The sequence below is a fragment of the Streptomyces sp. R35 genome, assembly GCF_041053035.1.
Lineage (GTDB): Bacteria > Actinomycetota > Actinomycetes > Streptomycetales > Streptomycetaceae > Streptomyces > Streptomyces lutosisoli.
Genome location: NZ_CP163440.1, coordinates 857,684 through 882,642, shown reverse-complemented (window position 1 = coordinate 882,642; position 24,959 = coordinate 857,684). Strand labels below are relative to the sequence as shown.

General features: G+C 70.6%; 24 protein-coding genes and 2 pseudogenes. 15 read left to right on the top strand and 11 right to left on the bottom strand.

Annotated features, from left to right (window positions below):
• Nucleotides 1–31: 31 nt before the first annotated feature.
• Nucleotides 32–1,048: a zinc-binding alcohol dehydrogenase family protein gene (locus AB5J50_RS04400; RefSeq protein ID WP_369265305.1), complete on the bottom strand. Its 1,017-nt coding sequence runs from the start codon at nt 1,046–1,048 to the stop codon at nt 32–34.
• Between the two features lie 143 nt (nt 1,049–1,191).
• On the opposite strand from AB5J50_RS04400, the gene AB5J50_RS04395 reads away from it, so the two are divergent.
• From AB5J50_RS04395 to AB5J50_RS04385, 3 genes are all read left to right on the top strand, one after another.
• Nucleotides 1,192–1,986, top strand: coding sequence for a VOC family protein (locus AB5J50_RS04395; RefSeq protein WP_369255056.1), 795 nt, complete (start codon nt 1,192–1,194; stop codon nt 1,984–1,986).
• A gap of 126 nt (nt 1,987–2,112) precedes the next feature.
• Nucleotides 2,113–3,111 (top strand): ArsR/SmtB family transcription factor, encoded by a 999-nt coding sequence (locus tag AB5J50_RS04390; protein ID WP_369255055.1) that lies wholly within the window; start codon nt 2,113–2,115, stop codon nt 3,109–3,111.
• Between the two features lie 33 nt (nt 3,112–3,144).
• Nucleotides 3,145–3,846 carry a ribonuclease H gene (locus AB5J50_RS04385; protein ID WP_369255053.1) on the top strand — a complete coding sequence of 234 codons (702 nt, stop codon included), beginning with the start codon at nt 3,145–3,147 and terminating at the stop codon, nt 3,844–3,846.
• A 30-nt stretch (nt 3,847–3,876) separates the two neighbouring features.
• Here AB5J50_RS04385 and AB5J50_RS04380 read toward each other — a convergent pair whose 3' ends face one another.
• The 3 genes from AB5J50_RS04380 to AB5J50_RS04370 form a co-directional block, all read right to left on the bottom strand.
• Nucleotides 3,877–4,530, bottom strand: a complete 654-nt coding sequence (locus AB5J50_RS04380; protein WP_369255051.1) for a hypothetical protein — start codon at nt 4,528–4,530, stop codon at nt 3,877–3,879.
• A 77-nt stretch (nt 4,531–4,607) separates the two neighbouring features.
• Nucleotides 4,608–5,432, bottom strand: a complete 825-nt coding sequence (locus tag AB5J50_RS04375; protein ID WP_369255049.1) for a tyrosinase family protein — start codon at nt 5,430–5,432, stop codon at nt 4,608–4,610.
• 33 nt (nt 5,433–5,465) lie between these two features.
• Nucleotides 5,466–5,834: a tyrosinase cofactor gene (locus AB5J50_RS04370; protein ID WP_369255047.1), complete on the bottom strand. Its 369-nt coding sequence runs from the start codon at nt 5,832–5,834 to the stop codon at nt 5,466–5,468.
• A 338-nt stretch (nt 5,835–6,172) separates the two neighbouring features.
• Here AB5J50_RS04370 and AB5J50_RS04365 point away from each other — a divergent pair, with 338 nt between their 5' ends.
• The 3 genes from AB5J50_RS04365 to AB5J50_RS04355 all read left to right on the top strand — a co-directional run bounded on the left by AB5J50_RS04365 (nt 6,173) and on the right by AB5J50_RS04355 (nt 9,526).
• Nucleotides 6,173–7,375 (top strand): FAD-dependent monooxygenase, encoded by a 1,203-nt coding sequence (locus AB5J50_RS04365; protein WP_369255045.1) that lies wholly within the window; start codon nt 6,173–6,175, stop codon nt 7,373–7,375.
• Between the two features lie 100 nt (nt 7,376–7,475).
• Nucleotides 7,476–8,930: an MFS transporter gene (locus tag AB5J50_RS04360; protein ID WP_369255043.1), complete on the top strand. Its 1,455-nt coding sequence runs from the start codon at nt 7,476–7,478 to the stop codon at nt 8,928–8,930.
• Nucleotides 8,927–9,526, top strand: coding sequence for a TetR family transcriptional regulator (locus AB5J50_RS04355; protein WP_369255041.1), 600 nt, complete (start codon nt 8,927–8,929; stop codon nt 9,524–9,526). Before AB5J50_RS04360 ends, AB5J50_RS04355 begins: the two co-directional genes overlap by 4 nt.
• 49 nt (nt 9,527–9,575) lie before the next feature.
• Here the strand turns inward: AB5J50_RS04355 and AB5J50_RS04350 are convergent, their stop codons facing one another.
• Both AB5J50_RS04350 and AB5J50_RS04345 read right to left on the bottom strand, forming a co-directional pair.
• The gene (locus AB5J50_RS04350) at nt 9,576–10,202 is read right to left on the bottom strand and encodes an alpha-ketoglutarate-dependent dioxygenase AlkB (RefSeq protein ID WP_369255039.1); all 627 of its coding nucleotides are present in this window, start codon (nt 10,200–10,202) and stop codon (nt 9,576–9,578) included.
• Nucleotides 10,203–10,260: 58 nt separating this feature from the next.
• On the bottom strand, nt 10,261–10,968 hold the full coding sequence (locus tag AB5J50_RS04345; RefSeq protein ID WP_369255037.1) for an SDR family NAD(P)-dependent oxidoreductase: 708 nt from the start codon (nt 10,966–10,968) through the stop codon (nt 10,261–10,263).
• Between the two features lie 102 nt (nt 10,969–11,070).
• On the opposite strand from AB5J50_RS04345, the gene AB5J50_RS04340 reads away from it, so the two are divergent.
• Nucleotides 11,071–11,913 carry a helix-turn-helix transcriptional regulator gene (locus AB5J50_RS04340; protein ID WP_369255035.1) on the top strand — a complete coding sequence of 281 codons (843 nt, stop codon included), beginning with the start codon at nt 11,071–11,073 and terminating at the stop codon, nt 11,911–11,913.
• A gap of 10 nt (nt 11,914–11,923) precedes the next feature.
• On the opposite strand, the gene AB5J50_RS04335 is transcribed toward AB5J50_RS04340, so the two are convergent.
• Together AB5J50_RS04335 and AB5J50_RS04330 are read right to left on the bottom strand one after the other, a co-directional pair.
• Nucleotides 11,924–12,496 (bottom strand): hypothetical protein, encoded by a 573-nt coding sequence (locus AB5J50_RS04335; protein WP_369255033.1) that lies wholly within the window; start codon nt 12,494–12,496, stop codon nt 11,924–11,926.
• Nucleotides 12,483–13,379, bottom strand: a complete 897-nt coding sequence (locus AB5J50_RS04330; RefSeq protein WP_369255031.1) for an aminoglycoside phosphotransferase family protein — start codon at nt 13,377–13,379, stop codon at nt 12,483–12,485. The genes AB5J50_RS04335 and AB5J50_RS04330 overlap by 14 nt, the downstream gene beginning before the upstream one ends.
• A gap of 336 nt (nt 13,380–13,715) precedes the next feature.
• Here AB5J50_RS04330 and AB5J50_RS04325 point away from each other — a divergent pair, with 336 nt between their 5' ends.
• From AB5J50_RS04325 to AB5J50_RS04315, 3 genes are all read left to right on the top strand, one after another.
• A complete protein-coding gene (locus AB5J50_RS04325; RefSeq protein WP_369255029.1) occupies nt 13,716–14,774 on the top strand; it encodes a tetratricopeptide repeat protein in 1,059 nt (352 codons plus the stop codon).
• Entirely contained in the window at nt 14,771–15,826 is a 1,056-nt protein-coding gene (locus AB5J50_RS04320) for a polyprenyl synthetase family protein (protein WP_369255027.1), read from the top strand. Before AB5J50_RS04325 ends, AB5J50_RS04320 begins: the two co-directional genes overlap by 4 nt.
• A gap of 327 nt (nt 15,827–16,153) precedes the next feature.
• Nucleotides 16,154–17,935, top strand: a complete 1,782-nt coding sequence (locus AB5J50_RS04315) for a M4 family metallopeptidase (RefSeq protein WP_369255025.1) — start codon at nt 16,154–16,156, stop codon at nt 17,933–17,935.
• A 60-nt stretch (nt 17,936–17,995) separates the two neighbouring features.
• On the opposite strand, the gene AB5J50_RS04310 is transcribed toward AB5J50_RS04315, so the two are convergent.
• Nucleotides 17,996–18,673 carry an AIM24 family protein gene (locus tag AB5J50_RS04310; protein ID WP_369255023.1) on the bottom strand — a complete coding sequence of 226 codons (678 nt, stop codon included), beginning with the start codon at nt 18,671–18,673 and terminating at the stop codon, nt 17,996–17,998.
• A gap of 148 nt (nt 18,674–18,821) precedes the next feature.
• Nucleotides 18,822–19,385: an NAD(P)H-dependent oxidoreductase gene (locus AB5J50_RS04305; protein WP_369255021.1), complete on the bottom strand. Its 564-nt coding sequence runs from the start codon at nt 19,383–19,385 to the stop codon at nt 18,822–18,824.
• A 116-nt stretch (nt 19,386–19,501) separates the two neighbouring features.
• Between AB5J50_RS04305 and AB5J50_RS04300 the strand changes: the two genes are divergently transcribed.
• Nucleotides 19,502–20,161 (top strand): TetR/AcrR family transcriptional regulator, encoded by a 660-nt coding sequence (locus tag AB5J50_RS04300; protein ID WP_369255019.1) that lies wholly within the window; start codon nt 19,502–19,504, stop codon nt 20,159–20,161.
• A gap of 33 nt (nt 20,162–20,194) precedes the next feature.
• A complete protein-coding gene (locus AB5J50_RS04295; protein ID WP_369255017.1) occupies nt 20,195–21,313 on the top strand; it encodes a sulfite oxidase in 1,119 nt (372 codons plus the stop codon).
• 61 nt (nt 21,314–21,374) lie between these two features.
• Here AB5J50_RS04295 and AB5J50_RS04290 read toward each other — a convergent pair whose 3' ends face one another.
• Nucleotides 21,375–22,511, bottom strand: coding sequence for a glycoside hydrolase family 64 protein (locus tag AB5J50_RS04290; protein WP_369265304.1), 1,137 nt, complete (start codon nt 22,509–22,511; stop codon nt 21,375–21,377).
• Nucleotides 22,512–22,749: 238 nt separating this feature from the next.
• On the opposite strand from AB5J50_RS04290, the pseudogene AB5J50_RS04285 reads away from it, so the two are divergent.
• From AB5J50_RS04285 to AB5J50_RS04275, 3 genes and pseudogenes are all read left to right on the top strand, one after another.
• Nucleotides 22,750–23,025: pseudogene (locus AB5J50_RS04285) on the top strand (PfkB family carbohydrate kinase); the annotation flags it as partial.
• Between the two features lie 4 nt (nt 23,026–23,029).
• Entirely contained in the window at nt 23,030–23,593 is a 564-nt protein-coding gene (locus AB5J50_RS04280; protein WP_369265303.1) for an IS607 family transposase, read from the top strand.
• Nucleotides 23,586–24,776, top strand: a pseudogene (locus tag AB5J50_RS04275) (hypothetical protein); the annotation flags it as partial. The gene AB5J50_RS04280 and the pseudogene AB5J50_RS04275, both read left to right, overlap by 8 nt.
• Nucleotides 24,777–24,959 lie beyond the last annotated feature (183 nt).

The window sequence follows — 24,959 nt, the reverse complement described above, 5'->3', positions numbered from 1 at the left end:
ATCCACGCACGCGGGCGGGGCGCCCGCATGCTCAGTGCCGCGGGGAAAGGTCGTTCACCAGCACCGCCGCCCCCTCGAAGCGGCCCGCCGAGAGGTCCTTCAGGGCCTGCTGGGCCTCGGACAGCGGGTAGGTGTGCGTCGTGGCGTGTACGCCGTACCGCGCCGCGAGCGTCAGAAAGTCCCGGCCGTCCTCGCGGGTGTTGGAGGTGACGCTGCGCAGCTCCTTCTCGTAGAACAGCTCGCTCTCGTAGTGCAGGGGCGGGGTGTCGCTCAGGTGGATCCCCGCGACCGACAGGACCCCGCCCCGGTCGAGCGCCCGCAACGCCACCGGAACGAGGTCACCGACCGGCGCGAACAGGATGGCGCTGTCCAGCGGCTCGGGCGGCTCGTCGTAGGCCCCGCGGGCGGACGCGGCGCCGAGCTCCAGCGCCAGCCGCCGGGCGGCCGGGTCACGGGTCAGTACGTGCACGGTGGCGCCCTGTGCCACGGCGAGTTGTGCGCACAGGTGGGCGCTGCCGCCGAAGCCGTACAGCCCGAGCCGCCCGCCCGGTGGCAGCGAGGCCCTCAGCAGCGCGCGGTAGCCGATGATGCCCGCGCACAGCAGCGGGGCCAGGGCGACGTCGTCCACCTCGGCGGGCAGCCGGTAGGCGTAGGCGGCCGGAACGGTCGTGTACTCCGCGTAGCCGCCGTCGGCGTCCCAGCCCGTGTACTCGGAGGCCGGGCACAGATTCTCGGACCCGCGCACGCAGTACCCGCAGGTGCCGTCCGTACGACGCAGCCAGGCGACGCCCACCCGGTCGCCGACGGCGAACCCGCTCACGTCCTCGCCCGTGCCCGCGACCACGCCGACGACCTCGTGCCCCGGTGTCACTCCCGGCCGGCGTACGGGCAGGTCGCCCTCGGCGACGTGCAGATCGGTGCGGCACACCCCGCAGGCGCGGACGTGCACAAGGAGCTCGTCGGATCGGGGTACCGGCACCGGTTTCTCGACGAAGCGCAGCGGATTCCCGTCGATCGGCCCAGGCCGGGCCACTTCCCACGCCTGCATCATCGCGCCCGTCCCATCGTGTCGACGACCACCGTGCCCGCCTTCCAGTGTCGTGCAGGAGACCCCGCTCGGCGCGCGGCCCGGCGGAAGGCTGGCTAGCGTGACAGGCGGAACCGTTCACCGAACCGGAGAAGGTCGACGTCATGGCCGTACAGCCTGAAGGAACGCCCTGTTGGGCGGACGCGATGTTCAGCGATGTCGAGGGAGCGAAGAGTTTCTACGGTGACGTACTCGGCTGGACATTCGGCGAATCGTCTTCCGAGTACGGCAACTACACGCAGGCGTACGTGGACGGCAAGGCGGTGGCGGCCGTCGTCCCGCCGATGCCCGGGCAGGAAGGCCAGTCCTCCTGGTGTCTGTATCTCGCCTCGCCCGACGCCGCCGCGACCGCGACGAAGATCAAGGGCAACGGCGGTGAGGTGCTGATGGAGCCGATGCAGGTCGGCGAGTTCGGCACCATGGCGCTGGCCCGCGACCCGGGCGGCGCCGTCTTCGGCGTCTGGCAGGCGGGCACCCACGAGGGCTTCGAGGCGACGGGCGTGCCCGGCGCGTATGCCTGGGCCGAGGTCTTCACCCGCGAACCCGAGAAGTCCGACGCGTTCTTCCCGGCGGTCTTCGGGTACACGGCGAAGCAGATGCAGGACGACGCGGTCGACTACCGGATGTACAACCTGGGCGAGGGCACGGTCCTGGGCCGGATGAAGATGACGGACGAATTCCCGCCCGAGGTGCCGTCGTACGTCAACCTGTACTTCACCGTCGAGAACTGCGACGCGGCCGTGGCGAAGGCGACCGAGCGCGGCGGCATCCTGCGCTTCGGGCCCATGGACAGCCCGTTCGGCCGGTTCGCCGCGCTGAGCGACCCGCAGGGCGCGTCGTTCTCCGTCATCGACATGAAGACCACCCAAGGGGACATGCCCAAGACGACCGACGTGTGAGCCATTCCCGCACGAGGCATTCCCGTACGAGGGCAACCGCGTGGATGCGGTGCTCGTCCCTTCTTGTGGCCGTGGCACCTTCGGGTGGCCGGATCCCCCACCAGGACGGCGAGTGAAAGAGACCGCATGCTCCGCATTCACTTCACCCCGCACGATCTGCAGAACATTCGCGTGGCCAGGCAACCCGATCCGCTGTGGGAACTGATCTGCAGCCTCTGCCGGCTGGAGACCGGGCAGGGACCGCTCGACTTCGGGCAGTGGCGGCGCGCGGCCCATGCCCGGCTCTCCAGGGACGCGGTCGCGGGCCGCGCGCTGCGCCCGCTGCGGGCACTGATCCCCGCGGCCGGCTACATCCCGGACTTCCTCACCCCGCCGGTCACCGGAGCGGGTCTGCCCGCCGCTCTCGACCAACTGCGGAGCACTCCTCGCCCACGGCTGGTCCGCGAACTGACGCGGCTGGCCGACTCGCGCCCGCTGCCGAACTGGACGACCTCGCTGGGCAGACCCGGCAGCGATGCCCTCAAGTCCCTGGCGGGCGCCCTCGGCGGTTACTTCCGCGCGCTGCTGGAACCGTACTGGGGGCACATCCGCACGGCGGTTGACAACGATGTCGACCTGCGCTCCCGGGCCCTCCTCGACGGCGGCACCGGGGCGCTCCTCGACGGACTGCGCCCGCTGGCCCGCTGGAACGCACCCGTGCTCGAAGTGGACTACCCCACCGAGCGCGATCTGTATCTGGAGGGCCGCGGCCTGCTCCTCGTCCCGTCCTACTTCTGCTGGCGCCGGCCGACCGCGCTGGCCGACCCGGGCCTCGATCCGGTTCTCGTCTACCCGGTCGAGAAGGCGCCCCTCGCCATCGCGCGCGGCACGGACGACGGGCTCGAACGCCTGCTGGGCCGCACCAGGACCGCCGTACTGACCGAGGTGGCGGGCCGTACCGCGCGCACCACCTCCGAAGTGGCCGAGGCCGTCGGGATCGCACTGCCCAGCGTCAGCTACCAGCTCGGCGTCCTGCGCGACGGGGGACTGGTGGCCAGCCACCGCGACGGCAAGTACGTCCTGCACACGGCCACCCCGCTGGGCCGGCGACTCCTCGGCGCGGGCAGCTTCTCCGGGGCCCGGTGAGCCCGCGGCGCGGGGCCCCGGCCGGACCGTGGCATGATCGGGGCCATGCCTGAACGCGTTGTGGCCGCCTGTGACGGGGCTTCGAAGGGAAACCCGGGACCCGCCGGATGGGCCTGGGTCGTCGCCGACGGGGACGAGAGTCCCACCCGCTGGGAGGCCGGCCCGCTGGGCACGGCGACCAACAATGTCGCCGAACTCACCGCGCTGGAACGGTTGTTGACGGCGATCGCCCCGGATGTGCCGCTGGAGATCCGGATGGATTCCCAGTATGCGATGAAGGCTGTCACGACCTGGCTGCCGGGCTGGAAGCGCAAGGGCTGGAAGACGGCCGCGGGGAAGCCCGTCGCCAACCAGGAACTGGTCGCCCGCATCGACGAACTCCTCGACGGCCGCACCGTGGAGTTCCGCTATGTCCCCGCGCACCAGGTCGACGGCGACCGCCTCAACGACTTCGCCGACCGCGCCGCGAGCCAGGCCGCGATCGTCCAGCAGCCCGCGGGCAGCGACCTCGGCTCCCCGGAGCCGCCGTCCTCTCCCGACACGCCTGCCCCCGCCCGCCGCCGCACGACCACGAAGACCGCGCGGCAGAGCACCGCATCGAGCCGCACCATCAAGGCGAAGTTCCCGGGCCGGTGCCTGTGCGGCCGCTCCTACGCGGCGGGCGAGTCGATCGCCAAGCTCGGCCAGGGGTGGGGGCACCCGGAGTGCCGTACCGCCGAGACGAGCAACGCGTAGGCGACCTCCGCATCAGGGGTTCCAGGAGCTTCAGGGGACTTCCCGCAGAGGTGCGCCGATGCCCAGGCCTTCGTCGAGCTTGGCGACGACCTGTGCGGCGAGCGCGGGAGGGAAGTCCCGCTCCGTCCACTGCCCGACGAGGCCCACGAACCCGGCCAGCGCGCTCCGCACGGAGTCGAGCAGCACCGGAAGTTCACTGAGCGGCAGTTCGACCGGCGGGCCGGCCGGGCGTTCCGCGTCCGGCCGGAGCCGGACGAGCGATCCGGAGTGCTCCACATCCGGCGCGGGGTCGTGGCCGAGCCAGGGCGTCTCGCCGTCCAGCAGATCCAGCCAGTCCCTCCAGTTCTCGAGACCGAAGCAGCACCCCGGCGACACGGTGATTCCGCTGGCGGTGTCCCTGAGCCGCAGGCCGCCCGGAGCGATGACGGACTCGACCGACACCAGGCGGCGAAGCAACGCGAGGCCGTCACAGGGGCCGGGGTCATGGCGTGTGCGCTGCGTCTTGTTGTAGCCGGCCAGGACCGCCATCGCGGTGCCGACCTCAAGTGGCGACAGGTCGCCGGAGAGGGCGAGCAAGCGGTCCGCGGGCTGTTCGGCGGTGGGCCACAGAGTGAAGTCGGCGGCTTCGTAGGTCTCCAGTACGGCGTCCATGATCAGCACGTCTCTCATCCTGCCGATCGGCACGGCTGAGCGCCGCTCCTTTTCCGCGGGTCGCGGAGGCCCCTCGTGCGAGGTTCCTCCGCGACCGGAGCCGGTTCTGATCAGACGGTGTCGAACGTGTAGTACGCGGTGTGATCCAGCAGATCCGCCGGGCGCACGTCGTTCCACGGCTTCATCGTGTCGTTGAGGTCGACGACGTCGGGGGTACCGGCGAGCGGCAGATAGCCGGAGTCGGGGTGGCGGCGCTGCCAGTCGGCCCACAGCTTGTCTATGTAGGCGTGGTGGAGCCAGAAGACCGGGTCGTTGGGGGAGACGCCGGTGGCCATCTGACCGCCCACCCAGACGTGGACGCGGTTGTGCAGATTGACGCCCCGCCAGCCTTCGAGATGATTGCGGAAGCCGTCCGAGGAACTGTTCCAGGGCGCCATGTCGTACGTCGCCATGGAGAGCACGGACTCCACCTCGGCGCGGGTCGGCAGCTCCCGGGTGCTGCCACCGAGCGATCTGCGCAGGTACGTACGGCTGTCGACACGTACGTTGATCGGCCAGTTGCCCGACGAGGCGGCGAACGGGCCGTCCATCACCCGGCCGTCCAGGCTGCGCCCGGTGCCGCCGAGGAAGTCGGGCGCCCACAGGGACGAGCGCGCCGTGCGGTCGGTGCTCCAGTCCCAGTACGGCAGCGCGACGGAGGAGTCGACGGACTGCAGGGCCTGCTCGAACTCGAGGAGGAATCTGCGGTGCCAGGGCAGGAACGAGGGTGAACGGTGGCCCGTCCGCTCGCCGTTGTCGGTGTCACCCATGATGAAGGCGTTGTGCGTGGTGACGAAGGCGTCGTACCGGCCACTGCGCTTGAGCTGCACGAGCGCGTCGACGAAACGCCGCTTCTCGTCGGCACTCAGGCTCGCCTGGTTCTTGCGTACGGTCATGTGCGGGACTCCACGATCTGCTTGCGGGGCGGGTCAGTTGGTGTGGAAGGGGACGAGCGGGGCCCCTTGCAGCTCCACGACCGCGGCGCGGGCGGCGGCGCGCGGGGTGGGTACGGGGTCGTAGTGGCTGACGACGCTGATCCAGGTGCCGTCGGCGTTCCGCATGACGTGCAGTTCCACGCCGTCGATGAACACGGTGTATCCGGCGTCGTGGTGGTGACCGCCCCCGCTGACGGGCCGGCCTTCTATTCGGCGGCCCCGGTAGACCTCGTCGAAGGGGTCGGGCCCGCCGTGGTGGTGTTCGGCGGCGGACGCCACGGGTGCGGCGACGGCCTGGGTTCCGGCCGCGACGGCCAGCGCGGCCGCGGCCCCGAGGGCACGGCGACGAGTGAGTTCCGGCATGCGGAAACCTCCAGTGATCGGCTCTGTTGACGACTCGTCATGCCTATCGGGTCCTCAAAGAGCGGGAGAAATCGCCGAATGTCGGTTGGCTGCGATCCGGACAATTAAGTAAATGTCGTGCAAGGTTGAACGAAGATGATCTTGCTGTCGGAGGGGTTCGCGGGCCACCGGAGGGTGAAATTCCTCCCGTTGGGCGGCCCGTTGTCGATGATCTTGCTGGGGTGGCCCGCGGTGAGTGGCGCGGCTCACGCCCGCAAGGTGACGTGAACTCCCACGGTGACACCCCCTGCTACTCTTCGTGATCAATTGACCGCTTTGTGCAACAAAGGGGAGTGCGCGTGAAGATCGCGTGCGTCGGTGGCGGACCCGCAAGCCTGTACTTCTCGATCCTGATGAAGCGCCAGGACCCGTCCCATGACATCGCCGTCTACGAGCGGAACCCGGCCGGATCCACCTATGGCTGGGGGGTGACCTACTGGGCGGGCCTGCTCGACAAACTGCGCGAGGGCGACCCCGAGTCCGCGCTCGCCGTCAGCGAGAACTCGGTCCGCTGGAGCGACGGGGTGGCCCACGTCGGCGACCGGACGACGGTCCATCACGGTGACGAGGGTTTCGGCATCGGACGTCGGCGGATGCTCGACCTGCTCGCCGAGCGTGCCGTATCGCTCGGCGTACGCGTTGAGTTCGAGCACGAGGTCACCGCCGGCCGGCTGCCCGACGCGGACCTCGTCGTCGCCGGCGACGGGGTGAACAGCGCGCTGCGTGAGCGTCACGCCGACCACTTCGGCAGCGAGATCACGCTGGGCCGCAACATCTACATCTGGCTCGGCACGACGAAGGTCTTCGACTCCTTCACCTTCTCGTTCGTGGAGACCGACCACGGCTGGATCTGGTGTTACGCCTACCGGTTCGGCGACGACCACAGCACCCTCGTCGTCGAATGTTCCCCGGAGACCTGGACCGGCCTCGGGCTCGACCGGGCGAGCGAGGCCGACGGGCTGGCCCTGCTGGAGAAGCTCTTCGCCGACCTGCTGGGCGGACACGGGCTGATCGGCCGGGCGCAGGCCGACGGCAGCGCGCAGTGGCTCAACTTCCGCACCCTGACCAACCGGACCTGGCACCGCGGCAACCTCGTCCTGCTCGGCGACGCCGCCCACACCACGCACTACTCGATCGGCGCGGGCACCACCCTCGCCCTGGAGGACGCCATCTCCCTGGCCGGAGCGCTGCGCGACCACCAGGAACTGGAGTCCGCGCTCGCCCACTACGAGCGGGAACGCAAATCCGCGCTCCTGTCGGTCCAGAGCGCGGCCCGGCACAGCGCCCAGTGGTACGAGAACCTCCCGCGCTACATCCGTCTCCCACCGGCGCAGATGTTCGCCCTGCTCGGCCAGCGGCACTCACCGCTACTTCCGTACATCCCGCCGCAGCTGTACTACCGGATCGACCGCGCGGCCGGACAGCTGGAGGCGCTGCGCCGGTTCAAGCGCTGGCTGGGGCCCCGGGTGGCCCGCACGGTGCAGGCCCGCTCCCACCGGTAGCAACCTGGCAATATATCGGCGGCACATTGGGTGAATGGTGATTCACCAGTATGGTGAATCACCATTCACCTTCTTTTTCGCGTCGACTTCAGGAGTGTCCATGGCGGCCCTGCGCGATCGGCTGGCGGTCCCTGTCCTGGCGTTCGGCGGGATTCTCATGGCCGTCATGCAGACGGTGGTGGTGCCCCTGCTCCCGGATCTGCCCCGGCTGACGGGCGCCTCGGCGAGCACGGTCTCCTGGATGGTGACGGCGACGCTGCTGTCCGGAGCGGTGCTGACGCCGGTGCTGGGCCGCGCAGGAGACATGTACGGCAAGCGGCGGGTGCTGCTGATGGCCCTCGGGCTGATGACGGTGGGCTCGCTCCTGTGCGCCCTCACGTCGGACATCCGTGTCCTCATCGCGGCGCGGGCGCTGCAGGGCGCTGCCGCTGCCGTCGTACCGCTGTCGATCAGCATCCTGCGGGACGAACTGCCACCGGAGCGCACGGGTTCCGCCGTCGCGCTGATGAGCTCCACCGTGGGGATCGGCGCCGCGCTCGGTCTGCCGCTCGCCGCCTTGATCGTCCAGTACGCCAACTGGCACGTCATGTTCTGGGCGACGACCGCGCTCGGCGCCTGCGGGCTGACGCTGGCCTGGTGGGCGGTGCGCGAGTCGCCCGTACGCGAACCGGGCCGCTTCGACACGACGGGCGCGCTGGGCCTGGCCGCGGGACTCATATGCCTGCTGCTGGGGGTGTCCCAGGGCGGTACGTGGGGCTGGACCAGCCCCCGGATCCTGGGTCTGCTCGTGGCCTGCGTGGTCATCCTGGCCCTGTGGTGGATGCAGCAGCGGCGCGCCGAACGCCCCCTGGTCGACCTGAAGCTGGCCGCCCGCCCGCGGGTCGCCCTGCCGCACATCGCCGCGCTCCTGACCGGATTCGCCTTCTACGGCAACTCGCTGGTGACGGCGCAACTGGTGCAGGCGCCGGAGGCGACCGGCTACGGGCTCGGACTGTCCATCGTGGCGACCGGCGTGTGCCTGCTGCCCGGCGGAGTGACCATGCTGCTGCTGTCACCCGTGTCGGCGCGCATCTCGGCGGCCCGCGGTCCGCGCGTGACGCTGGCCATCGGGGCCGCGATCATCGCCTTCGGCTATGTCATACGTATCGCGGACAGCCGCGACCTGTGGGTGATCATCGTGGGCTCGACCATCTGTGCGACTGGCACGACCTTCGCTTACTCGGCCCTCCCCACCCTCATCCTGCGCGCCGTTCCCGCCGGGCAGACCGCGTCCGCCAACGGCGTCAACGTCCTGATGCGCACCATCGGTCAGGCCGTGTGCAGCGCCGCCGTCGCCGCCGTACTCGTCCACCACACGAGCCTGATCGGCGGCGCCCCGGTGCCCACGCTGCACGGCTATCTGCTGGCCTTCGCCATGGCGGGTACGGTCGCACTGGTGGCCTGCGCCGCTGCCCTCGCCATACCCGCCGACCCCGCCGACGCCGCCTCAAGCGGCACCCGGCGCGCCCGCCGCCGTACGGCGGCGCCCCGCGACGAAGCCCTCGAAGGAGCATGAGCACCGTGACCACCCCGCACCCCGGTCTCACGGCACCCACCGCCGCACCGCCGCGCCGCGACGCGGAGGCGACGAAGGCGGCCATCCTGCGCGCGGCCCGTTATCTGCTGGCCCGGCACGCGCACGCGGACATCACGCTCAAGGCGGTCGCCGACCGGGCGGGAGTGAGCGCGCCGCTGATCCTCAAGTACTTCGGCAACAAGGACGCGCTGTTCGCGCGCGTGATGTCCTTCGAGTCCGACGCCGACGCCCTGCTGGACGCACCGCTGGAGGACCTCGGCCGCCATATGGTCCGCCATCTCCTCGAAGGCCAGACCCAGCGCGGCGCCGACCCCATTCTGCGGATCGTCTTCGCCCCGCTCCAGGGCGAGCAGGGCGACATACTGCGCGCCAACTTCCGTACCCAGGTCAGCGACCGCCTCGCCGAGCGCCTCGCCGGCCCCGACGCGGGCCTGCGCGCCGAACTCGTCGTCAGCACCCTGCTCGGACTCGGCGTGATGTACGGCATCGCCCGCGGTACGCGCCTGCGTGCCACCACGATCGACGACATCGTCGAACGGTACGCACCGACGGTGCAGAGCCAGCTCACACCGTGAGGTGTTCCGCGAAGAGCGGTAGCGCGTTCCGCTCGGTGTGGCCGCGGACTCAGTTCACCCCGTGCGGCCGGAACTGGATGCTGATCCGAGGTCCCGCCGCCCGCGCCGTCTTGGGGATGGCGTGCTCCCAGGTGCGCTGGCAGGAGCCGCCCATCACGATCAGGTCGCCGTGGCCGAGGGGGCGCCGCACGGTGTCCCCGCCACGGCATGGCCGCAGCAGCAGATCGCGTGGAGCGCCCACGGACAGGATGGCGACCATGGTGTCCTCACGGGCGCCCCGCCCGATCCTGTCCCCGTGCCAGGCCACGCTGTCCCGGCCGTCCCGGTAGTAGCAGAGCCCGGCCGTCGTGAACGGTTCGCCCAGCTCGGCGGCGTAGTGCGCGGACAGCGCGTCCCGGGCCTCGTCCAGGATCGGATGCGGCAGCGGGTCGCCCGCGCGGTAGGAGGCGAGCAGCCGCGGTACGTCCACCACGTGCTCGTACATCTGCCGTCGCTCGGCCCGCCACGGCACCTCCGCGGCGAGCCGGTCGAACAGCATGTCGGCCCCGCCGAGCCACCCGGGCAGCAGGTCGATCCAGGCCCCGGCGCCCAGCGCGGTCCGGCGCATCCGGTTCAGCGGACTGAGGTGGAGCTCGTCGGTCTGGTCGAAGAGCGAGCCCTGGAGGTGCATGGCCATGCGACCAGCCTACCCCCGTAATCGAATATATGTTCCATGTCCGGTGTGGTCGTCCCGCTCACCAGGGGACCGGCCCCGAGGCGTCGAAGTAGCCGCCGGTGGGTCCGTCCGGGCCGGTCCGCGCCATGCGGACGATGATCTCGGCGCCCTCCGCGACGGTCTGCGTACCCGTGCGGCCGTTCAGGTCGGTCGCGGTATAGCCCGGCTCCACCGCGTTGATCCGCATGGCCGGGAACGCCTTCGCGTACTGCGCCGTGATCATGTTGACGGTGGTCTTGGACGCCGGGTAGGCGACGCCCGGGTAGGCGTACGTCGGGGTGTCGGGGGCGGTGACGAGGGCCATCGAGCCGAGGCCGCTGCTCACGTTCACCACGACGGGGGCGGCGGACTGTCGCAGCAGCGGCAGGAACGCGTGGGTGACGCGTACCACGCCGAAGACGTTCGTCTCGAACACCGACCGCATCATGTCGGCGGTCACGTCCGCGGCGCCGACCACGGTGTTCCCCTCGCCGCGCCCTTCGACGCCGGCGTTGTTGACGAGCACGTCGAGTCCGCCGTCGGCCTCGATGGTCTTCGCGGCGGCGGCGACGGACGCGTCGTCGGTGACGTCGAGGACGACCAGTCGCGCCCCCAGCTGCCCGGCGGCCCGTCGCCCGCGTTCCGGGTCCCGGCTGCCGATGTAGACGGTGTGGCCTGCTGCGATGAGCTGACGGGCGGTCTCGAAACCGAGCCCCTTGTTCGCTCCGGTGATCAGTGTCGTAGTCATGAGTCCAGGTTCCGGCGCGGCAGTGCGGTCAGCCAGGAGTCCTGTCTTCCTGGGACTGTCAGTACCAGGCATGTCCGCGCCGGACGGTGCACAGTTGAGGGCATGGCGAGCACGGAGTTCGGGCAGATGGTGCGGCGCTGGCGCGACCGGGTCCCGCCGGAGGCGGCCGGGCTGCCCGCCGGCGGCCACCGCCGCGCCGCCGGGCTGCGCCGCGAGGAGCTGGCCCTGCTGGCCGGGATCTCGGTCGACTACGTCACCCGCCTCGAACAGGGCCGGGCGGCCAACCCGTCGGAGCAGGTCGTCGAGGCGCTGGGCCGCGCGCTGCGGCTGTCCGGAGCCGAGCGCGAGCATCTGTTCCATGCCGCCGGGCTCGTACCGCCGGGGCGGGACATGGTGCCCGCCCACATCACACCGGGCGTGCACCGGCTGCTGGACCGGCTGACCGGCACGCCCGCCGCGGTCTACGACGCGGCGTGGACCCTGCTGCTGGCCAATCCGCTGTACGCGGCGCTGCTGGGCGATCCGTCGGGCTGGCGCGGCAACGAGCGCAACGGCGTCTGGCGCAACTTCATCGGCCCGGGCAGCCGCGTCCGCCACACCCCCGAGGAGCGGCGCACCTTCGAGGCCACGCTTGTCGCCGACCTCCGCGCGACCGCGAGCCGGTATCCGGCCGACCAGCGGCTACGGCGCCTGATCGCGGAACTGCGCGCGAACAGCGACCGGTTCGCCGAACTGTGGGAATCCGGAGCCGTGGGCCACCACGAGGCGTCCCGCAAGACCATCGACCACCCCCAGGTCGGCCCCGTGACCCTCGACTGCGACATCCTCAGCGTCGCGGGCGGCGACCTGCGCATCATGCTCTACACGGCCGAGCCCGGCACACAGGACGCCGAACGGGTCGCGCTGCTGGGCGTGTTGGGCACGCAGGCGCTCGTGGAGTCCTAGGGGGACTCCCTCAGTCGACGTCGCCGAAGACCCGTACCCCGGGGGCGAAACCCTGGACCGCTTCCTTGAGCCGGGCGGGATCCAGCCGGCACAACACCATGCCGCGAGTCGACATCGTGGTGCCCCGGAAGGTCTCCACGAAGTCGGCGTCCACGTGGTTCGCCAGGTAGGTGTCGATCGCCTGCACACCGGGGGAGTTCGCCGGGTTCCACGGCGGGGCGGCTCCCTGCCGGTGCCGCACATCGAGGACCGGGACCCTGAACCGGCCGCTCCCCGCCACCACGTTACGGAGGTCGACGGAGACGATCTCGGACCAGGGCACGAACTCCCTGTGGGTGAAGGGCAGACGGCCCAGCGTCATGCCCTTGTGGTCGATGAGAACTGCGGTACGCCGGCACGAAGCCGTCAGGACGGTCGCCGCGAGGATCGGGGTGAGGAGCGGTTCCAGGAGGTAACCGACAGGTGGCTCGGCGCCCGGGATGAGGCCGACGCCCATGAACGCCGCCAGTATCAGCGCGATCCACGCCCCTCGGCGCGTCCACCCGTAGCGGATCTCGTACGTGTCCGGGCTAGAGATCGGCAAGGACCTCACCGATCACATGCTCGGCGTTGGCCGCGATGACGGGGTTCGTGGTGCGGTAGTACGGGAGTTGGGTCAGGGCCATGGACAGGGCCCAGCCGCGCCCCCGCGCCCACATGGCGTCGTCGGTGTCGTTGGCGCCCACGGCGTTCCGGAACGCGGGTCTCGCCTCGGCGGGGAGGAGATTCCAGGCCGGGATGAGGTCGCCGGCGGGGTCGCCGGTGCCGAGGGTGGCGAAGTCGAGGACGGCGCCGAGGCGGCCCTGGTGGGTGAGGAGGTTCATCGGCATCAGGTCGGAGTGGACCCATACGGGCGGGCCGGTCCATCGAGGTGCCGCCAGCGCGGCCTCCCAGGCCGCGGTCGCGGCCGACGTGTCGATGACGCCGTGGAGTTCGGCGATCGCGGAGCGCGTCTCGGCGTCCACCGCCGTCAGGGGCCCGCCCCGGTAGGCGGGCGGCCCGCCGGGCATGTCGACCTGTCGCAGCGCGGCGACGAACCGGCCGAGATCGACGGCCAGCGCCTGGGCGTCGGCGAGCCGGCCGGGGACGGGAAGCTCGCCGTCGAGCCAGCGGAGCACGCCCCAGGACCACGGGTAACCCTCCCCGGGCGCACCGATGGCGAGGATCTCAGGGACGGCGAAGGGCAGCAGAGGCGCGAGCCGTGGCAGCCATTCCCCCTCCTTCTCCACGTCACCGGCGCCCGCCGGGATGCGCGGAAGGCGTACGGCCAGGTCGTCGCCGAGCCGGTAGACGGCGTTGACGGTGCCGGACGACTCGACGCGCTTCAACGGCAGGTCGGCCCACACCGGGAACTGCGCGGCCAGCAGCCGTCGTACGAGCGAGTCGTCGATCCGCGCCTCGTCGGCGTGCATCGGGCTTGCGGGCATGGGCGCCTGCTTCCGGTGTGAGAGGTCAACTTCCGCCATTCTGTGGCTCGTTCACGTTTCCTCGCAGCGCAATTTCGGCTTCCTCGCAGGGCGAAGCAACCCTGCGGGCGCCGCCGTCGTCTTGATCGGCAACGGGTGGGCAGCGCGTGAACCTTGGTGAGTGAGGGATTCCCAGGTGGAAATCCGGCGCACTATACGCTCTGCGTATACATATTGCGTATACGTCGTGCGTATAGCTGAACCGTCACAGGCCGCCGACCCGCGGAAGCCAGCAACAGCCATCACCGCCGGCCCGCGAGCGAACGCGGCCGACCGGTGGCAGACGGAAAGGCATTCATGTACGGCAAGGCCTTCGCCCCGGAGTACCAGGGCGCTTTGACCACCCTGTCGGTGAACTCCTCGCTGACCGACGTCCTCGCGGCCGGCACCGAGCAACTGCGTGCCGCCGAGCGCGCGGGGGCACGGGGCGAGGCGGCCCGTTCGGGTCTCGCGGTCGCCGAGGCGCACCGCCGCCTCGGGCAGGTGGCGGACGCCGACCGGGCGTGGAAGGCGAGCTACCGCACCGCCCGCGAGGCCGGCGACACCGGAGCGATGGCGTGGGCGCTGTGGAGCGGCGGCACACTGGCCCGCCAGCGCGGCGCGTTCCCGCTGGCGTGGAGGCTGCTGCGGCTGGCCGCAGAACTCGGCGAGCACGCCGGGGACGTCGTGGTGCGCGGCTACTCCCTCGCGGGGATGGCGGAGACCGGCCGTATCCAGGGCGACTACGCCGCCGTCACCGCGCTGCACGAACAGCTCCTGGCCGAGGCCCGTAAACGCGGCGAGGCCCGCCACACCGTGTGGGCCCTGGAGGGCATCGCGCAGATACACCGCAACACCGGCGCCCACGACACCGCGTACGCCATGTTCGAGGAGGCGGCCCAGATCGCCGACCGCGCCGAGGACCGGCGCGGTCACGCCTGGGCCCTGCGCGGCCTCGCGGACATCGTCTCCGTACGCGATCACGACGTGGACCGCGCGCTGGAACTGCTCGGCGAGGCGGAGGTGTCCTGCCGGGCGATGAACCTGTCCGGCGCGCTCGCCTACAACCACAAGATGCGCGGCAACGTCCTCTACCGGGCCGGACGGTACGAGCAGGCCCGCGACGTCTACGCGCAGGCGCTCGCGGAGTTCGAGGCGATGAGCGAGCCGCGTGGCCGGGCCCTGTCGCGGCTCGGTCTCGTCAAGTCCCTGGCGCGCCTGGGCCGCGACCGCGCCGAGACCGCCGCCGAACTGGCCGGACTGGCACGGGTGCTGGAGGGGATCGGGCTGCGGCACGCCCGGGACATGGTCGAGCGGGCGCGGACCGAACTCGGCCTCACAGCGACCGGGAGTGCGGACGCGGAGGCTGCCCGATGACCCCTCGCGGTACGGCCCTGCAGTCGCCGCCCGCCGCGCCGGAGATCCTGCACCGGTGCCGCGAACTCGTCGCCCCCGCCCTCGCGGAGGCGATCGGCGGTCTGCACCCCTGGGTGGCGGAGATGGCCGGATACGCGCTCGGCCGCTGCGAGGTGGGCGCCGCCCCCGCGACCCACAGTCAGGGCAAGGGCGTACGGCAGGCGCTCGCCGTACTGGGCGCGGAGGCGGCAGGAGGTCCCGCCGAAGCGGGTGTGCCGGGCGCCGTCGCCGTGGAGCTCGTGCACACCTTCTCGCTGCTCCACGACGACATCATGGACGGCGACGCGCTGCGCCGCGGCCGCCCCGCCGTGTGGAAGGCGTACGGCACGGGCCCCGCCGTCCTTGCGGGCGACGCGTTGTTCGCCCTGGCCGTGGAGACCCTCACCGCGGGGCCCGCGACCGCGCACGCCGCCGCGGCCGTACGGCACCTGACCACGGCGCTGCGCGACTTGGTCCGCGGCCAGGCCGACGACCTGCTGTTCGCCGACCGCCCCTGGCGCGGACCCGAGGCGGTCGGTGTGGGGGAGTACGAGACGATGGCCGAGCACAAGACCGGTGCGCTGCTCGGCTGCGCGCTGGCCCTGGGCGCCCAACTGGCGGGAGCGCGGCAGGAGACCACGACCGCCCTGGACCGCGCCGGGCGCCATCTCGGGGTGGCCTTCCAGATCGGCGACGACCTTCTGGGCATCTGGGGTGATCCGGCTGTCACGGGCAAACCGGTCCACGGCGACCTGCGCCAGGGGAAGAAGACCCTCCCGGTTCTCGTCGCCCTGAACGCGCCCGGCCACTGTGCGCTCGCCGAACTCCTCGCCTCACCGGCCGCCCTCGACGACGCCGCCGTTCGCCACACCGCGTCCCTCGTCGAGCGGGCCGGCGGCCGCACGGGGGCCCTGCGTGAGGCCCGCCGTCATCTCGCCACGGCGGACATGCTGCTGGCGGGCGCGTCGCTCGCCCCGCGCCCCGCCGGGGAGCTGCGCACCCTGCTGTCCTCCCTCGCCCACCGCACGATCTGACACCTGCACGCCTCCGGACCCGCCCGCTGCGGGCCGGAGGCGCTGCGACATGGGTCACATACGCGTGTCAATGGGCCTCACCAGGCAACCGCCTCATTCCCCCTCACATCTGTCCGGGCGGCGCGCAGTTGGGCACCCGTTGATCACCGAGAAGTGAACATTCGTAAAGACATCGCCCGGAAACCAATAAAAGGGATCTTTCGTCTTTACATGTACATGATGAATCTGTGAGGGTGTCGCCTCGGGGCCCAACAGCTCCCACGGCGCCCAACAGCGCCGTGTCTCTTGGCGGTTGGCGATCCCGGCCGCCCTGTTCGAAGGAACTCAGTGCGTAGACCCCACATACGCCGCGTGGCGATCGCCGTCGCGGTGACGACGGCCGCCACTCTCCCGGCGGGCTCCGCCTTCGCGGCCGCGCCCGACTCGCCCGCCCGTGCGGCGGCTTCGGTCTCCTCGCCGGTGGATGCCGCGAGGGCCGCGGCCTTCGCTCACGCGTCGGCCACCGGTGTCACCCAGGGCGACACCCTTCAGGCCAAGGACGTGATGACGGACCCGGACGGCAAGCAGCACGTCCGCTTCGTCCGCACCCACCAGGGCCTCCCGGTCCTCGGCGGCGACCTGGTCGTCCACCTCAGCAAGCAGTCCGGCTACCTCGGCGTGACCCGGGCGGCCGACCACGTGGTCAAGCCGGCCACCACCGAGGCGAAGCTGACGCCTCAGCAGGCCGAGCAGAAGGCCGCCGCGGTCGCCAAGGGTGACGCGGGCAGTGCCGAACTGGTCGTCGACGGCCGCGACGGCGCCGCCGCGCTCGCCTACCAGGTGCGCGTGACGGACAGCGACACCACGGAGGCCGGCGGCTCCCGCACGGTCGTCGTGGACGCCCAGACCGGCAAGGTGCGCAGCAACACCCCCGACAGCGACGAGTTCATCTCGCCGTCCCTGGAGGAGACGCTGCGCAAGCGGGGCGAGTCGGCGACCCCCGAGTCGGGTACGGCGGTCACCGGGCTGACCGGCATCAGCGGCGCGACCGCGGCGGGCCAGTACCCGGCCACGGCCACCGGCAGCGGCGCCTCGCTCTTCGCGGGCAAGGTGGCGCTGAGCACCACGCAGACCGCGCGGACCAGCTTCCTCCTCAAGGACCGGACCCGGTGGAACACCGAGACCCGGGACGCCAGGGGCCAGGAGCTGGAATCCTTCGCCGGCGGCAAGAAGTTCACCGACGGCGACAACAAGTGGGGCACCGGCACCACGTCCAGCCGTGCCACCGCCGCGGTCGACGCCCAGTACGGCATCACCAAGACGCTGGACTTCTACAAGAAGACCTTCGGCCGCAAGGGCATCAAGAACAACAGCGCCGGTGCCCACGCGATGGTCCACTTCGGCAACAAGGTCGGCAACGCCTTCTGGGACTCGACGTGCGGCTGCATGCTGTACGGCGACGGTGACGGCGACCTGTTCAAGAAGCCCCTGGTCGTCCTCGACGTCACCGGTCACGAGCTGACGCACGGCGTCGTCGACGCCACCGCCGCCCTCGAACCCACCCGTGTGGACCAGGACGGCAACCAGTACGGGGAGCCCGGCTCCCTGAACGAGTCGCTCGCCGACATCTTCGGCTCGAACGTCGAGTTCTCGGCCAACAACCCGAAGAACCCGCCGAACTACCTCCTGGGCGAGAAGCTGGGCCTGGAGCAGAAGTTCCTGCGCCGCCTCGACCACCCGTCCCTCGACAAGCTCGAAGGCACGGTCGACTACTGGGCGCCCGAGGTCTACGACACCGAGGTCCACGCGGGCTCCGGCGTCTCCTCGCACGCGTTCTACCTGCTCGCCGAGGGCAGCGGCCGCAAGACGATCGGCTCGGTCACGTACGACTCGCCGACGTACGACGGTTCGACGGTGACCGGCATCGGCCGGACCAAGGCCACCGCGATCTTCTACCGGGCGCTCACCCGCTACATGGTCTCCACGACCGACTTCCATGACGCGCGGAAGGCCACACTCAAGGCCGCCGCCGACATGTACGGGTCGAGCAGCACCGAGTACAAGACGGTCAACAAGGCCTGGGCCGCCGTCAATGTGACGGCCGCCAACACCCCCGCCGCGGGGCACTGACGCACCACATGAGGGCGCCCCGCCATCCGGCGGGGCGCCCTTTCGTCCGCGGCCTCGGTGTCAGTGCTGCTGCGCCTTCTGCGGCGTCACCTCGCTGGGACGCACGACCACGTAACCCTCGCCCTCCAGCTTCAACTGCACGGCCTCGCCCGAACCGCCGCGGATCATCGAGCCGATCGACTGCGAGCGGTGCAGCGAGGTGTGCAGATGGGCGGTCCAGCCGACGACGGCGTCCGTGTCGACGTACACCGGCTGCTGCTGCGAGACGGGTATGACCAGCGGGTTGCCCTCGCAGATCAGTCCCAGACCGCCGTGGCCGGTGAAGACGCTGTTGAAGAGGCCGCCGCCGGTGATGCCCGCGCCCTTCACGGTCTTTATCTCGTACGACAAGGTGGCGTCGAAACACAGGACGTTGCGGCCGTTGACGGTGAACACGTCGCCCGGCTCGATACCGACGATGAAACAGTTCTGCGCCTCGTGCGCGAACCAGGCCTCGCCCTGCCCGCGGACGGTCATCAGCGGCAGCCCCTCACCGGTGACCGCCCGCTTGAGCATGCCGCCCACGCCCTGGCCCTTGCGCTCGAACTGCAGATTCCCCCGGTAGGCGACCATCGCCCCCTGTCGTGCCAGCATCTCGCCGTTGACGGCGTACTTGATGGACTTGGCGTTCTGAATGGTCATGCCCGGCGCGACGGCGGGCTGCACCATGTGGTCACTGGAAAAGAGATCACCCTTCATGCGGGCATCTTGGCGCGGAGGATTTCGTTCCGCCAAGATCCAGGAGACGCCGGAGCCATACGGTGGCGGTCTTGAGACACGCGGTGGCGATCTTGAGACATACGAAAGGGCCGGCCCGGCTGAACCGGACCGGCCCTCAAGGGAGTTGTCAGGCGGCGGTGACTTCGCCGACCTGGGTGTGCAGACGGCTGACGACCTCCGTCAGCTGGGCGGCGACCTCGGCGTCGTCGACCGGGTGGGTCTCGGCGAAGCGGACCACGGAGCCGGGGATGGAGAGCTTGACGTCCTCCAGGACGGTGCCGCCGGCGATGCCCACGGCCTTGCGGGCGTCGTCCTGCGCCCATACGCCGCCGAACTGGCCGTACGCGGTGCCGACCACGGCGACCGGCTTGCCGGTGAAGGCGCCGGCGCCGTAGGGGCGGGACAGCCAGTCGATGGCGTTCTTCAGCACGGCCGGGATCGTGCCGTTGTACTCGGGCGAGAAGAGCAGGAAGGCGTCGGCGCGGCCGGCGGCCTCACGCAGCCGGGCAGCGGCGGCGGGCACGCTGCCCTCGACGTCGATGTCCTCGTTGTAGAAGGGGATCTCGGCCAGGCCCTCGAAGAGCTCGACCTCGGCGCCTTCCGGGGCGAGCTTGACGGCCGCCTCGGCGAGCTGGCGGTTGTGGGAGCCGGCACGCAGGCTGCCGACGAGCGCGAGGATACGTACAGACATGAGTAACTCCCGAAGCTGAAACGTTGCCGCAATAAAGCGGACCGAGGTCCGTTTAAAGTTGTAGCACTGAAGCGGACCGGAGTCCAGTTTTCCCGGTCTGCCGTTACGCTGGCTTCATGTCCACCCCGCTCCCGCCGTTCCCGAAGCGACAGGAACCGTCCGACGAACCCGTGCTGACGGAGCTCACCGCCCCCGGTGACGCCCCGCAGCTGCGCGCCGACGCCGCACGCAACCGCGCGCGTCTGCTGGAGGCCGCCGCCCGGCTGGTGGAGGAGCACGGGGTGGCCAATGTGACGATGGAGGCCGTCGCCGCCGCGGCCTCGGTGGGCAAGGGCACCGTCTTCCGGCGCTTCGGCGACCGCACCGGCCTGCTGATGGCGCTGCTCGACCACACCGAGCAGCGGTTCCAGGCCGACTTCATCAGCGGTCCGCCTCCGCTCGGCCCCGGTGCGTCACCGGCGGAGCGACTGCACGCCTTCGGCTGTCGCGCCCTGCGCCAGACCTCCGAGCGACTCGACCTGTACCTCGCCGCGGAGCCCGACGCCTCCCGCCGCTTCAACTCCGCCCCGTACCGCGTCCACCTCATGCACGTCTGCATGCTGCTGCGCCAGGTCCGCCCGGCAACGGACATCGAACTCGTCGCCCAGACCCTGATGGGATACCTGGAACCCGCCCTGATCCACCACCTGACCCGCCAGCGCGACATGCCGCTGGAGCGCCTGGAGTCCGGCTGGCACGACCTCGTGGACCGGAGCATCCGTCCGCCGTCCGCCTAGCTTCCGCACGCCGGGAAGGCGGACAATGCGGGCATGAGCCATCGTCTCGGCGACGTGAGTGGACCCGCTCGGCTGGCCGGGCCGGAAGAGGGCGTCAGCCAGGAGGAGCTGGCCCTCGCCGCCCGGAATCATGGGATACCGCTGGAGGCTCTGCGGTACGACGTCACGCCACCGGGGCTGCACTACGTACTGACGCACTACGACATCCCGTACACCGCGAGCTCCTCGTGGCAGCTCACGCTCGGGGGACGGGTGCGGCGGCCGCTGCTGTTCGGGATCGCTGACCTGAAGGCGTATCCCGCGGTCACACAACGGGTGACGCTGGAGTGCGCGGGCAATGGGCGGGCCCTGCTGACGCCCCGGCCGGTGAGTCAGCCGTGGCTGGTGGAGGCGGTCGGCACGGCGGAGTGGACCGGCGTGCCGTTGCGGATGCTGCTCACCGAGGCCGGCGTCGAACCCGGGGCGGTGGACGTGGTGTTCACCGGCGCCGATCACGGCGTCGAGCGCGGGGTCGAGCAGGACTACCAGCGTGCCCTTCCGCTGGACGTGGCCATGGGCGGCGAGCCCGAGGTGCTTGTGGCGTACGGGATGAACGGCGCCCCGTTGCCGCCCCAGCACGGACATCCGGTGCGGCTGGTGGTGCCCGGCTGGTACGGCATGGCGCACGTGAAGTGGCTGCGCGACATCACGGTTTCGGACACGCCCTTCACGGGATTCCAGCAGGCCGTGGCGTACCGGCTGCGGCAGGGCGCCGGCGACGAGGGCGAACCGGTCACCCGGATCGCCCCGCGTGCCCTGTTGATCCCGCCCGGCTTCCCGGACTTCATGTCACGGACCCGGGTGGTCCGGCCGGGTGCCGTGGCGCTGGAGGGACGAGCCTGGTCGGGGCGCGCGCCGGTGACCGGGGTCGAGGTGAGCTGGGACGCGGGACGGTCCTGGTCCGCGGCGCACCTGGACGGGGGAAGCGGCCTGCGTTGGGCCTGGCGCCCTTGGCACTTCGACTGGACGGCCACACCCGGCCACCATGTGCTCAGCGCGCGGGCCACCGACGCCGAGGGCCACACCCAGCCCCTGGAACAGCCGTGGAACCGGGGCGGCTTCGTCAACAACCTCGTCCAGCGGGTTCCTGTGCTCTGCCTCGATCCTGACTGACGACGGGACGTGAAGGGGTGGCGGAGTCCCGCGCGGGACTCCGCCACCCCGGGACCATCCGTCAGCTGAACGGATCCAGCGTGATGTAGGCCTGTTGCGGATTGCCGTCGTGGACGAGCGACTCGTAGTTGCCGACGTCGTCGAAGGCGAACGCGTAGGCCTTGCCGTCGGCCATCTGCGCGTGGATCTTGCGGGCGTACTGGTTGGTCACCGTGTCCTGGTAGAAGTTCGCCGAGGTGGTGTCGGGCTGGTTGGGATTGACCAGGAGCGTGGAGCGGTTGAAGCCCGCGCACAGGGTGCGTGAAATGGGGCCGCGCACCAGGTCGTTGGGCGCGTCGAGACGCTTGTAGCAGCCGAAGACGCTGTCGGAGTCGGGCTTCTGGAAGCTGGTGACGACCGCTCCGGAACTGTTGGTGAAGTTCATGACGTCACCGGACACCCGGCCGTAGTACTTCGTGTTCGGCTGGTCGGCGAACGGCGTCACTGTCAGCGTCGACGAACTGTACTTCTGCCACACACGGTTGACGTAGTCGTCCATGACGGTGCCCGGCAGCGCGCCCGCCTCGATGCCGTGGCCGGGAGCGAGAGCCCGCAGAACGGTGCCGTCGGACCGGGTCTGGATCAGATTGGCCCAGCCGCCCGGCTGACCCCGCAGGGCGTTGAAGAACCCGTTGTACCCACCTGACTTGAGGTGGCCGGTGTTCTTCGTCGTGCCGTCGGCGAGCTGGACTCCGACGGCGTACGGCGCCGAGAACATGTCGACCTGTGTGCTGTTGATCCACAGACCGGAGTCGTTGAGTGTGTACTCGGACCAGTTGAAGAGGATGTTGCGGTTGGGGTCGCTCGGATTCTGCACGGCCGGCTGCACCAGGCCGCCGGTCGTCAGCCGGAAGTCGAGCTTCTGCCCGTAGGAGAAGTAGATCCGTCCGGAGAACTTGGGGATCCGGATCGTCTTCGACTGTCCATTGGCCGGCCCCGCGATCGATGCGTCGGGCGCGGGCGTCGGCGGATTGCCGCCCGCGGGCCAGGCGTGGAACGCTCCGTTCGCGTCGGCCCAGCCCTGCTGGCCGGTGGACAGCAGTGTGCCGAGGTCGTAGATGTAAATCGGGTCGCTGCGGCCGGAGTTGTTCGTGAACTTCAGCGGGATGGTCGCCGGGACGGCGGCCTCGGCCCGGGGTGGGGCCCCGAACGTCAACAGCGCCGCGGTGAGCGTGGCCGCCGCCGCTGCCAGGGCCCGCCAGGTGGGTTTTCCGGGCACTCTCTTCCTCCTTGATGTGGGGGATTCAGCGAGGTGGATTCCTGCGGACGAAGGTCGTCCGGTTTCCCTTTGAGAGCGCTCTCAGAATCGTCCGGGGTGGCGTACATGTCAACGATTCACGCATGATTGGTCTGGTCCAACTTTCGCCGCCCCGGGGCCTCGTACGATCCGATGGCCCCTGTGGCCCGACGCCTCGGCCGGCATGGTGCTGCGCGACCTGGCCGACCGCGCGGACATCGTGTTCGTCGGGCTCGACGAGGCGCAGCGCCTGTGGGGCCAGGACCTGAAGGCCGCTGAGGTACGGGAGTTGCTCGGGCGCCCGCGCATCCTTGTGGTCAAGGACGGCGCGTACGCCGCGACCGCGTTCAGTGACGAAGGCGTGTGCACCGTTCCGGCGCTGCGGACGACCGTGGTGGAACCCGTCGGCGCGGGAGACGCCTTCGTGGCGGGGTTTTCAACTGTGGGCGAAGGCGCAGGGCGTGCATCCGCAGACCGCGTATCGCTGGTTCCGTGAGGGGACGCTGCCTGTCCCGGCTCAGCGGGTCGGCCCGCGGACGATTCTCGTGAACGTGGGGGTCAACGCCGCGCCCGAGGCAGTCGGCGGGCTGGGTCTGTATGCCCGCGTCTCCTCGCATGATCAGAAGGACGATCTGGAGCGCCAGGTCGCCGGGCTGGTCCGCTGGGCTGCCACCGCAGGTCACCGGGTGGTGCGGGTGGAGTCCGAAATCGCGTCCGGTATGAACGGCGCCCGTTCCAAGGCCAAGCGGCTGCTTGCCGATCCTGCCGTGCAGACGGTGGTGGTGGAACACAAGGACCGCCTCGGTCGGATGAAAGTCGAGCTGGTCGAGGCCGCCCTGTCCGCGACCGGGCGCCGCCTGGTCGTGCTGGAGGACGGCGAGGTCGAGGACGACCTGGTGCGGGACATGGTCGAGGTGCTGACCTGGTTCTGTGCCCGCCTGTACGGCCGCCGATCGGCGAAGAACCGGGCGCGCAAGGCTCTTGAGGCGGCCGAGCATGGCTGAACCCAGGAAGCAGTTGCGCACCATTGAGGCGCCGTTCGTCGCGCTCGGTCCGTCCGGCGTCGCCATCCGCGACCGCCTCAAGTACCTGACCGCGGGGGACGAGAAGGTGCTGCGCCTCGTCGGTGAGCACCTGGGCTCTGTGGCCTCCCGGGACCTGAAGGCACGATGTGCGGACGGCCTGGAGCACTCCAGTCAGACGTGGGCGGTCCGCAAGCAGGGCCTGACCTCCGAGTCCTCCTCGCGCTGGGCAGGCAGTATCACCAAATCCACCCACGACCAGTGCGCCCTGTCGCGGCGCTGTCAGCTCGCGCACATTCAGAACCTCGAAGCCGGTGTCCGGACTCTGATACACCGGCTGTCACAGCCGATCGGTGAGAAGGGCGCCAAGAAGGCACCGGGCGGATACCGCTCGAAGAACGAGTGGTTCCGCAAGTCCCGGCGTCTGGCCACGCTGGAAGGCCGCCTGGAACAGGAGCGGTCCGACCGTGAGGACGGACCGCTCCGTGTTGTGCGTGGCGGCCGGAAACTGATGAACATCCGCCACCACCTCGCCGACGCTCAGCTCACCGAGGCCGAGTAGCGCAAGCGGTGGGAGGCAGAGCGCTGGTTCCTGGCCGCCGACGGCGAGTCCGGTAAACGCTTCGGGAACGAGACGATCCGCGTCACCCCCGACGGTGAGGTATCCGTCAAGCTGCCCGCACCGCTCGCGCACCACGCGAATGCTGCACACGGCCGGTACGTCCTGACCTCGAAGGTGGCATTCGCGCACCGGGGCCCGGAGTGGGGCGACCGCATCGGTATCGAAGACCTGGACTTCGCGCAGGAGAAGACCCGCGAGAAACACGGCCGCCGCAAAAGGTTCCGGCAGCTCATCTCCGGCATCCCCACCGGCAAGCTCAAAGCCCGGCTCGTCTCGATGGCCGCCGGGCAGGACCTCGCGATCGTCGCGGTCGATCCGGCGTATACGTCGATGTGGGGCGACCAGCACTGGCGTAAGCCCCTGACCAGCAACACTCGCAAAATGTCCCGTCACGATGCCGCGAGCATCGCGATCGGCAGACGCGCCCTCGGGCACCCGATCCGGCGACGGACGGCACCGCCCCACGACGACCAGAGCGATCGTCGTGGGCATCGGACCGCCCAGGCCGGACCGGGCGTTCAGGAGCGTGAGGAAACCCGCCCACCCGTCGGTTCCTGGCCGGTCTGCTGCACGGCATGGACATGAGGCGCGCGCTGTGGCTCGGCCACATCACCGCGGTGTCCGCGCTCGGGGTGACGGGGACCATGTGCCCCTCTCGGACATCGAGCGGATCGAACGCCTCCTCGGCCTGCCGGACCAGGAGTGGCTCACGCTCGGGTCGGCCGT

Coding starts and splice junctions, on each gene's coding strand:
- AB5J50_RS04320 (WP_369255027.1), top strand. CDS start 14,771: ATGACCCCTCGCGGTACGGCCCTGCAGTCGCCGCCCGCCGCGCCGGAG.
- AB5J50_RS04375 (WP_369255049.1), bottom strand. CDS start 5,432: ATGACCGTACGCAAGAACCAGGCGAGCCTGAGTGCCGACGAGAAGCGG.
- AB5J50_RS04370 (WP_369255047.1), bottom strand. CDS start 5,834: ATGCCGGAACTCACTCGTCGCCGTGCCCTCGGGGCCGCGGCCGCGCTG.
- AB5J50_RS04295 (WP_369255017.1), top strand. CDS start 20,195: ATGAGCCATCGTCTCGGCGACGTGAGTGGACCCGCTCGGCTGGCCGGG.
- AB5J50_RS04310 (WP_369255023.1), bottom strand. CDS start 18,673: ATGAAGGGTGATCTCTTTTCCAGTGACCACATGGTGCAGCCCGCCGTC.
- AB5J50_RS04300 (WP_369255019.1), top strand. CDS start 19,502: ATGTCCACCCCGCTCCCGCCGTTCCCGAAGCGACAGGAACCGTCCGAC.
- AB5J50_RS04360 (WP_369255043.1), top strand. CDS start 7,476: ATGGCGGCCCTGCGCGATCGGCTGGCGGTCCCTGTCCTGGCGTTCGGC.
- AB5J50_RS04340 (WP_369255035.1), top strand. CDS start 11,071: ATGGCGAGCACGGAGTTCGGGCAGATGGTGCGGCGCTGGCGCGACCGG.
- AB5J50_RS04390 (WP_369255055.1), top strand. CDS start 2,113: ATGCTCCGCATTCACTTCACCCCGCACGATCTGCAGAACATTCGCGTG.
- AB5J50_RS04385 (WP_369255053.1), top strand. CDS start 3,145: ATGATCGGGGCCATGCCTGAACGCGTTGTGGCCGCCTGTGACGGGGCT.
- AB5J50_RS04325 (WP_369255029.1), top strand. CDS start 13,716: ATGTACGGCAAGGCCTTCGCCCCGGAGTACCAGGGCGCTTTGACCACC.
- AB5J50_RS04330 (WP_369255031.1), bottom strand. CDS start 13,379: ATGCCCGCAAGCCCGATGCACGCCGACGAGGCGCGGATCGACGACTCG.
- AB5J50_RS04400 (WP_369265305.1), bottom strand. CDS start 1,048: ATGCAGGCGTGGGAAGTGGCCCGGCCTGGGCCGATCGACGGGAATCCG.
- AB5J50_RS04395 (WP_369255056.1), top strand. CDS start 1,192: ATGGCCGTACAGCCTGAAGGAACGCCCTGTTGGGCGGACGCGATGTTC.
- AB5J50_RS04355 (WP_369255041.1), top strand. CDS start 8,927: ATGAGCACCGTGACCACCCCGCACCCCGGTCTCACGGCACCCACCGCC.
- AB5J50_RS04345 (WP_369255037.1), bottom strand. CDS start 10,968: ATGACTACGACACTGATCACCGGAGCGAACAAGGGGCTCGGTTTCGAG.
- AB5J50_RS04305 (WP_369255021.1), bottom strand. CDS start 19,385: ATGTCTGTACGTATCCTCGCGCTCGTCGGCAGCCTGCGTGCCGGCTCC.
- AB5J50_RS04350 (WP_369255039.1), bottom strand. CDS start 10,202: ATGGCCATGCACCTCCAGGGCTCGCTCTTCGACCAGACCGACGAGCTC.